The organism is Bradyrhizobium sp. P5_C11_2 (genome assembly GCF_054049755.1).
The window spans coordinates 1-8,389 of sequence record NZ_JBFULT010000337.1 but is presented as its reverse complement, the minus strand read 5'-3'; the positions used below and the strand labels follow the sequence as shown (position 1 = coordinate 8,389).

General features: G+C 66.0%; 7 protein-coding genes. 5 read left to right on the top strand and 2 right to left on the bottom strand.

The window, feature by feature from the left end; genetic code table 11:
* On the bottom strand, positions 1 to 1,176 hold a 1,176-nt coding region (locus tag ACXJL8_RS26530), incomplete at its 3' end, for a PAS domain-containing protein (RefSeq protein WP_456685870.1).
* A gap of 221 nt (positions 1,177 to 1,397) precedes the next feature.
* Between ACXJL8_RS26530 and ACXJL8_RS26525 the strand changes: the two genes are divergently transcribed.
* From ACXJL8_RS26525 to ACXJL8_RS26510, 4 genes are all read left to right on the top strand, one after another.
* Positions 1,398 to 2,480 (top strand): zinc-binding metallopeptidase family protein, encoded by a 1,083-nt coding sequence (locus ACXJL8_RS26525; protein ID WP_456623081.1) that lies wholly within the window; start codon positions 1,398 to 1,400, stop codon positions 2,478 to 2,480.
* A 186-nt stretch (positions 2,481 to 2,666) separates the two neighbouring features.
* Complete coding sequence (locus ACXJL8_RS26520) at positions 2,667 to 4,682, top strand: acetyl-CoA carboxylase biotin carboxylase subunit (protein WP_456623080.1); 2,016 nt, start codon at positions 2,667 to 2,669, stop codon at positions 4,680 to 4,682.
* Positions 4,683 to 4,754: 72 nt separating this feature from the next.
* A complete protein-coding gene (locus ACXJL8_RS26515; protein ID WP_456685869.1) occupies positions 4,755 to 5,621 on the top strand; it encodes an isocitrate lyase/PEP mutase family protein in 867 nt (288 codons plus the stop codon).
* Positions 5,618 to 5,917 carry an acylphosphatase gene (locus tag ACXJL8_RS26510; protein ID WP_456623078.1) on the top strand — a complete coding sequence of 100 codons (300 nt, stop codon included), beginning with the start codon at positions 5,618 to 5,620 and terminating at the stop codon, positions 5,915 to 5,917. The genes ACXJL8_RS26515 and ACXJL8_RS26510 overlap by 4 nt, the downstream gene beginning before the upstream one ends.
* A 168-nt stretch (positions 5,918 to 6,085) precedes the next feature.
* On the opposite strand, the gene ACXJL8_RS26505 is transcribed toward ACXJL8_RS26510, so the two are convergent.
* Complete coding sequence (locus ACXJL8_RS26505) at positions 6,086 to 7,606, bottom strand: ATP-binding protein (protein WP_456623077.1); 1,521 nt, start codon at positions 7,604 to 7,606, stop codon at positions 6,086 to 6,088.
* Between the two features lie 154 nt (positions 7,607 to 7,760).
* On the opposite strand from ACXJL8_RS26505, the gene ACXJL8_RS26500 reads away from it, so the two are divergent.
* On the top strand, positions 7,761 to 8,318 hold the full coding sequence (locus ACXJL8_RS26500; RefSeq protein ID WP_456623076.1) for a GbsR/MarR family transcriptional regulator: 558 nt from the start codon (positions 7,761 to 7,763) through the stop codon (positions 8,316 to 8,318).
* Positions 8,319 to 8,389 lie beyond the last annotated feature (71 nt).

Below are 8,389 nucleotides of genomic sequence, written 5' to 3'. Positions count from 1 at the left end.
TCCGAGCACGGTGTCGAAGGCGGCGCGCACGACGGCGCTCATGCCTTCGGTGGTCGCGAACCACGGCGTGTCCCAGAACGGCTTGCCGATGACGCCGTGGGCCTCGGCGCGAATGCCGGCGAGCGCGGTCTTGTTGGCGTAGAGCAGCTCGCCCTTGAGGTTGACCAGTCCCTGATACTGGTTGCTGGTCTCCAGGATCGCGCGCAGCCGCGCCTCGTTGGATTCGAGCTCGGCGGTGCGCTCGGTGATGCGCTCCTCCAGCGTCTCGTTCAGCCGCCTGAGCTCGATCTCGGCCTGCTTGGCGGCGGTAATGTCGTGGGCGACGCCGATGAAGCCGATGTGCTTGCCGGTCGGGTCCCAGCGCGGCTGCGATTCCGAGCGCAGCCAGCGCCAGTCGCCGCTCGCGTTCCTGTAGCGGGCTTCCAGCACGAACGGCTTCAGCGACGCTTCGCCCTGGACGGATTGTTGCAGCACATGCGGAAGGTCGTCCGGATGCAGCACCTTGCGCCAGTCGAAATCGATGGCCTCCGCATAGGGCAGGCCGACGAAGTCGACATAGGCCTGGTTGGCAAAGGACCGCTTGCGGTCGAGCTTGGTCACCCAGATCGGCACCGGCGCGCTGTCGGCGATCAGCCGAAAACGCTCCTCGCTCTCGCGCAGGGTCTCGCGGACCAGCATCTGGTCGGTGATGTCGATATGGGCGCCGACCAGTCGGATGGCGTGGCCGTCCCCGTCGCGCTCGATCTTGGCGACGACGCGGATCCACCGGGTTTCGCCGTCGCTGGGACGGATGATGCGGTATTCGGCGACATAGTCTTCGCTGGTCCCGGCAAGGGCGTCGATGAAGTGCTTGACGGTCGCTTCCCGGTCCTCGGGATGGATGCGATCGACCCAATCCTGGTGCGACTCGCCGGCGGCTTCCGCCGGCAGGCCGTGGATCATCAAATATTCGGGCGAGCGGCGGTTCTTGAAGCCGTCGCGGAAGTCGACCTCGAGGCCGCCGACCTTGCCGATGCGCTGGACTCGGGCGAGCTCCGCCTCGCGCTCCTGGAGCGCACGATAGGCGTCGTCGCGCTCGCGCGCGATCTCTTCCAGGTGCTGGCGCAGCCTTTCGGCGGCGATGGTCTCGGGCAAAGGATCGTTCAAGGCGTCGGCCGTTGTCATGCGGGTGCGCACATGCCGGACCGATATTCACACAGACGGGGCGTGATGGCCATTGCTCAAAGGCGAGAGAGTGTCGGGAAAGCTCCCGCGGTCGCCCGACACGGGAAAAATCTGACGAGGCAACGTCCGGTCTGGCAATTTGTTCCGGAGACTGGAACGATCGGCCCGCGGACACGTCTGTGCGAGGCGCCGAACGTGTTTTCCTGATACTCTCTTTCAGAAGAGGCTAAATCTTGAAGCTCTTTGTCTGCCAGGCCTGCGGCAACGTCCTCTATTTCGAGAATCGCGCCTGCGAACGTTGCGGCCATCGGGTCGCCTTCCTGCCGGAGAAGGAGACGATGTCGGCGCTCGAGCCCGATGGCGAGGCTGACGGCGAAGCCTGGGCCACGCTGGCCGACAAGGGCAAGGGGCGGATGCTGTGCCGGAATGCCGAGTACGACGCCTGCAACTGGCTGACCGACCCGGACGACGGCAACGGCTATTGCCGCGCCTGCCGCCATAACGGCATGGTGCCGGACCTGTCCGATCCCGTTCAGCTCGCGGGCTGGCGCGAGCTCGAGGGGGCGAAGCTGCGGCTGTTCTATTCCCTGATCCGCTGGAAGCTGCCGCTCCAGACCCGGCAGGAGAATCCCGCGCACGGGCTGATCTTCAATTTCCTCGCCGACGATCCGAACAGCGGGCGGAAGATCATGACCGGCCATGACAACGGCCTGATCACGATCGCGCTCACCGAGACCGACGGCATCGAGCGCGAACGGCGCAGGCTGGAGATGGGCGAGCCTTACCGCACGCTGCTCGGGCATTTCCGCCACGAGGTCGGACACTATTTCTGGGACGTGCTGGTGCGCGAGGGTGGCAGGCTGGATGAATGCCGCGCGGTGTTCGGCGACGATTCCGCCGATTACGGCCAGGCCTTGCAGCGCCATTATGCCGAAGGCGCGCCGCCGGACTGGCAGCAGAACTACGTCTCGGCCTACGCCACCACGCATCCCTGGGAAGACTTCGCCGAGACCTGGGCGCATTATCTCCACATCGTCGACACCCTGGAGATGGCCTCGGAGTTCGGCATGCAGGTGCGGCCGCGGGTCGACCGCGACGGAGAGTTGTCGACCCGGATACGTTTCAACCCCTACGAGGCCAGGGACGTCGAGGCGCTGGTCAATGCATGGCTGCCCTTCACCTTCGCCATGAACAGCGTCAACCGCGCCATGGGGCTGCACGACCTCTATCCCTTCATCCTGTCGCCCGCGGTGGTCGAAAAACTGGGCTTCATTCACGGTCTGGTCCGGGACGTGGCCAAGGCCAAGGCACCGTAGCGGGGCGGTCGCGGGTTCGCAGGCGCCGCGGGAGTGGGTTTTGGCGTCCGCCTGGTACGCCAGGGGCGCGGATTTTGACCGTTGCCTCCGCCCTATTTTGATGTACCACGGGAGCCACACGGCCCGTCCCCATAGGCCCCAACGGCCAGGGAAGGGTCCCGCCCAAGGTCGAGATTCAAGAAAAGCATGTTCAAACGCATTCTGATCGCCAATCGCGGCGAAATCGCCTGCCGGGTCATCAAGACCGCTCGCCGCATGGGAGTTCAGACGGTCGCGGTCTATTCCGAGGCCGACCGCGACGCCCTCCATGTCGAGATGGCCGACGAGGCCGTGCTGATCGGCCCGCCCGCGGCGGCCGAGAGCTATCTGGTGATCGAGAAGATCGTGGATGCCTGCCGCAAGACCGGCGCTGAGGCCGTGCACCCCGGCTACGGCTTCCTGTCCGAGCGCGAGGCGTTTCCGCGCGCGCTGGAGGCGGCCGGCATCGTCTTCATCGGCCCCAACCCGGGCGCGATCGCGGCGATGGGCGACAAGATCGAATCCAAGAAGGCGGCCGCGAAAGCAAAAGTCTCGACCGTGCCGGGCCATCTCGGCGTCATCGAGGACGACAGGCACGCGGTGCGGATCTCCGACGAGATCGGCTATCCCGTGATGATCAAGGCCTCGGCCGGCGGCGGCGGCAAGGGCATGCGCATCGCGCATTCGAAGGCCGAGGTCGCCGAGGGCTTCAATCTCGCCAAGGCCGAGGCCAAGGCCTCGTTCGGCGACGACCGCGTCTTCGTCGAGAAATTCATTGTCGATCCCCGCCACATCGAGATCCAGGTGCTGGGCGACAAGCACGGCAACGTCATCTATCTCGGCGAGCGCGAATGCTCGATCCAGCGCCGCAACCAGAAGGTCATCGAGGAGGCGCCGTCGCCGCTGCTCGATGAAGCCACGCGCCGCAAGATGGGCGAGCAGGCGGTCGCGCTGGCCAAGGCCGTGAACTACGACTCCGCCGGCACCGTCGAGTTCGTCGCCGGCCAGGACAAGAGCTTCTTCTTCCTGGAGATGAACACGCGCCTCCAGGTCGAGCACCCCGTCACCGAGCTCGTCACCGGCATCGACCTCGTCGAGCAGATGATCCGCGTGGCCGCGGGCGAAAAGCTCGGCATCACCCAGAAGGACGTCACGCTCACCGGCTGGGCCGTCGAGTCGCGTCTCTACGCCGAAGATCCGTTCCGCAATTTCCTGCCTTCGATCGGGCGCCTGGTGAAATACCGGCCGCCGGCGGAAGCGAGCCAGGACGGCATCACGGTGCGCAACGACACCGGCGTGCAGGAGGGCGGCGAGATCTCGATCCATTACGATCCGATGATCGCCAAGCTCGTCACGCATGCGCCGTCGCGCGCCGCGGCCATCGAGGCGCAGGCGACCGCGCTGGATTCGTTCTATGTCGACGGCATCCGGCACAACATCCCGTTCCTATCGGCCCTGATGCATCATCCGCGCTGGCGCGAGGGCCGGCTCTCGACCGGATTCATCGCCGAGGAATTCCCCAAGGGATTTGCGGTGCGCGTGCCCGAGGGCGAGGTCGCACGGCGCATCGCCGCGGTCGGCGCCGCCATCGATCACGTGCTGGGTGAGCGCAAGCGGCAGATCTCGGGGCAGATGGGCGGCCGCGTCGTGCAGCGCGAGCGCCGCCGCGCAGTCTGGCTCGACCGTCAGGAGATATTGCTCGAGGTCGCGCGCGAGGGCGAGGCCATCGCAATTCGTTTCATCGACGCCGAGGGCAAGGTCGGCAACGCGCATCTGTTGCAATCGCCGTGGAAGCCGGGCGATCCGGTCTGGCAAGGCACCATCGACGGCCATTTCGTCGCGGTGCAGACGCGGCCGATCGCCAACGGCATCCGTCTTGCGCATCAGGGCGTCGAGGTGCCGGTCTATGTCTGGACCGAAGCGGAAGCGGCCTCGGCGCGGCTGATGCCGGTGACGACGGCCTCCGATACCGGCAAGAAGCTGCTCTGCCCGATGCCCGGGCTCATCGTCTCGATCGCGGTGACCGAAGGGCAGGAGGTCAAGGCCGGCGAGACGCTTGCGGTGGTCGAAGCCATGAAGATGCAGAACGTGCTGCGCGCCGAGCAGGACGGCACGGTGAAGAAGGTCCACGCCAGTGCAGGCGCCACGCTGGCGGTGGACGCGCTGATTTTGGAGTTTGCGTAAGCGGCTCAATGTCGTCCTGGCGAAAGCCAGGACGACGGCAGGGTTGCAATTCGTATTGATCGAGAAATCGCCATGGCCTTCCGTTCCCGCCGCGAAAAACTGCGTTCGATCCTGTCGGGGCAAGCCTGCATCCATCCCGGCTCCGTGTACGACGCGATCTCGATCCGTATCGCCGCGGATCTCGGCTTTCCGCTCGGCATGTTCGGCGGCTCTGTCGCCTCGCTCGCCGTGCTCGGCGATCCCGACATTACGCTGATCACGCTCACCGAGCTCGCCGAGCAGATGCGGCGGATGTCGCGCGCCGCCGCATTGCCGGTGCTGGTCGATGCCGACCACGGCTATGGCAACGCGCTCAACGTGCGCCGCACGGTGCAGGAGCTGGAGACGGCGGGGGCGGCCGGTCTCACCATCGAGGACACGCTGCTGCCGGCCGCCTTTGGCGAGGCAAAGACGCAATTGATCTCGCTGGAGGAGGGCGTCGGCAAGATGGAGGCGGCGCTCAGCGGCCGCAGCGATCCCTCGCTCGTCATCATGGGCCGTACCGGAGCCGCCTCGATCACGTCGCTCGACGATGCCATCCGCCGCGCACAGGCCTATGAGGCCACCGGCGTCGACGCGCTGTTCTTCACCGGCATCAAGTCGCGCGCCGAGCTCGAGGCGATCGCGGCGGCAACGCGCCTGCCGATCGTGCTCGGTGGCGCGCCGGACGAGTTGAACGCGCTCGACTATCTCGCCACCCAGCGCGTGCGCATCGCGCTCCAGGGCCACGCGCCGATCGCGGCCGCAACGCAGGYCGTCTACGACACGCTGAAAGCGTTGCGTGAGGGCACGGCGCCGAAGGCGCTGAGGGGTCTCGCATCGTCCGAACTGACCAACCGCATCATGCGCGAGGCCGACGTCAAGGCACGCAGCGCCGATGTCCTCGGACTGAAGAAATGAGCCGGGCGATCCTCCAGGTCATGATCCGCGGCCGCGTGCAGGGCGTCGGCTATCGTGCCTGGGTCGAATATCAGGCGATGACGAGCGGGTTGGAAGGCTGGGTCCGCAACCGCCGCGACGGCAGCGTCGAGGCGCTGTTCGCGGGCGCGCCACAGCATGTCGCCGAAATGGTCGCACTGTGCCGCCACGGCCCGCCGTCGTCGCGCGTGGACAGCGTCACCAGCGAAACTGCAAGCGTGGACGAGCTGAATTTGCGCCGGGCAGGGGAGACGTTCTCGGTGTTGCCGACGGTGTGACGTAGACGGAGTGGAGCTCTTGCCGCGCAGGCGGTGCGCTCCCTCGCCCCGTTCTTACGGGGAGAGGGGCTTCTCTCCGCGCATGAGACTGCCGCGAGACCTGTACCCCCTCACCCGGATCGCAAGAGCGATCCGACCTCTCCCCGCAAGCGGGGAGAGGTGAAACAATCACCGCGGCAGCTTCGCGATCGCTTCGCTCAGCTCGTGGATCTCGTAGGGTTTGCGCAGGATCGGGAAATCGCCGCGCACGTCGGCGGCGGCCTCGCTGTAGCCGGTGGCGAGCAGGATCGGCAGGCCCGGGCGGATCTGGCGCAGCTGATGGGCGAGGCTCAGTCCGTCCATCTTGCCGGGCATGACGATGTCCGAGAATACGAAGTCGACGCCGTTGGTCTCGATCTCGCGCAAGGCGGCTTCGGCGTCGGCGACCCGGCGGACGTGGTAGCCGAGCTGCTCCAGCAGGCCAATGCTGACAATGGCGACCTCCGGGTTGTCCTCGACTAGCAGCACCGTGCCGCTGCCGCGGAATGAATCCACGTCCGGCATCTCGCGCGACGGCGCGTTCAGTCCGCGCGGCAGGAGGATGGTGAAGGTCGTGCCCTTGCCGAGCTCGCTTGCGACCTTCACCGTGCCACCGGCCTGATGGGTAAAGCCGTGCACCTGGGAGAGGCCGAGACCGGTGCCCTTGCCGATCGGCTTGGTGGTGAAGAACGGATCGAAAATCCTGTCGAGCACGTCGGAGGGAATGCCGAGGCCGGTGTCGGCGACGTCGATCGCCACGAATTCGCCGGTCAGGAACGGCTCGTCCAGCACGACGTTGCGGGCGCCGATCGTCACCGTGCCGCCGTCCGGCATCGCATCGCGGGCGTTGATGACGAGGTTGAGCAGCGCCGTCTCGAGCTCGGCGGCATCGGTCCTGATCGGCCAGACACCGCGGCCGACGTCGAAGGCGAGGCGCACCGAGCTGCCGACGCCGGCATCGAGCACATCGCGGATCGCCGCGATCCGGTCGGCGAAATCGATCGCCTGCGGATTGACGCTCTGCCGCCGCGCGAAGGTCAGCAGTTGGTTGGTCAATGCGGCGCCGCGCCTGGTCGCGGTCTCGATCGCGGAGATCGCGCGCTCAAGCTTGGCCTCGTCGGCGGTGCCCTTCTTCAGGACGTGAAGGCTGCCGCTGATGATCATCAGGAGGTTGTTGAAGTCGTGCGCGACGCCGCCGGTGAGCTGGCCGAGCGCGTCGAACTTCTGCGACTCGGCGAGCTGCTTCTGCATCGCGTCGAGCCTGAGCTGCGCGTTGCGACGCTCGGTGATGTCGCGTGTGATCTTGGCGAAGCCGACCAGATCGTCGTCCTCGTAGATCGGATCGATCACCACGCTTGCCCAGAAGAAGGTGCCATCCTTGCGGACGCGCCAGCCTTCCTCCTCGTAGCGGCCCTTCTCCCGGGCGATGCCGAGCGCGCGGGCGGGCTTGCCGTTGGCCCGGTCGGTCTCGGTGTAGAAGCGGGAAAAATGCTGTCCGAGGATCTCCTCGGGCGAATAGCCCTTGATACGCTCGCCGCCGATGTTCCAGCTCGTGATGGTCCCGGAGGGATCGAGCATGTACAGGGCGTAGTCCGCAACTCCTTCGACCAACAGCCGGAAACTGCGTTCGCTCTCGAACAAGTCTCTCTGTTGATTGGACTTTTTTACCATTACGGGACCCCGCCTCGACCCGTGCAAACGCGGCAAAATAGGGATTGTTCCCGCGCTCTGGGATATTTTTAGGCAAATCTCGTCAACAGTATGCAGCCGCAAAATGGTTGCGGGACGGCTTGACAGTGGATCGGGGTCATCAGATATTTCTGTCATGACAGAAATAACCGGAAAGAAGAAACTTCCCGCTGCCGTCGAGCGCTTCATCCTGCATTGGGGCGACATGGGAGACGGGTGGGGCGTCAATCGCTCGGTCAGCCAGATCCACGGGTTGCTCTATCTCGCCGAGGCGCCGATGACCGCCGAGGACATCGCCGACACGCTTGGCATGGCGCGCTCCAACGTCTCCAACTCGATCAAGGAGCTGCTCGCCTGGAACCTGATCCGCCGGGTGCCGATCCTCGGCGACCGCCGCGACCATTACGAGGCCGAGACCGACATCTGGGAGATCGCGGCGCGGATCGCGGCGCGGCGCAAGGAGCGGGAGCTCGATCCGGCGGTCGCTGCGCTACGGGCCTGCGTGTCCGACGCAGCCGCCGATCCGGCCGTCAGTCCGGTTGCGAGCAAGCGGCTGAAGGAGATGCTCGCCTTCACCGAGCTCGCCGACCACTGGTTCATGCAGATGCTGAAAGTGCCGCGGCCGCGGCTGGTCGCCTTGATGCGGCTTGGCGAGAAGATCGCCAACCTGCTGCCGCTGGGCAAGGCCAAATAGACCATAGGAGGGTGCGATGACGTCAGAGAGATTATCAGGCTCCCACGCATCTCACCCCGCTCACACCAGGC

Bases quoted from the DNA above. Each gene is read 5' to 3' on its own strand.
- ACXJL8_RS26520 (WP_456623080.1), top strand. From the start codon at position 2,667: ATGTTCAAACGCATTCTGATCGCCAATCGCGGCGAAATCGCCTGCCGG.
- ACXJL8_RS26510 (WP_456623078.1), top strand. From the start codon at position 5,618: ATGAGCCGGGCGATCCTCCAGGTCATGATCCGCGGCCGCGTGCAGGGC.
- ACXJL8_RS26505 (WP_456623077.1), bottom strand. From the start codon at position 7,606: ATGGTAAAAAAGTCCAATCAACAGAGAGACTTGTTCGAGAGCGAACGC.
- ACXJL8_RS26500 (WP_456623076.1), top strand. From the start codon at position 7,761: ATGACAGAAATAACCGGAAAGAAGAAACTTCCCGCTGCCGTCGAGCGC.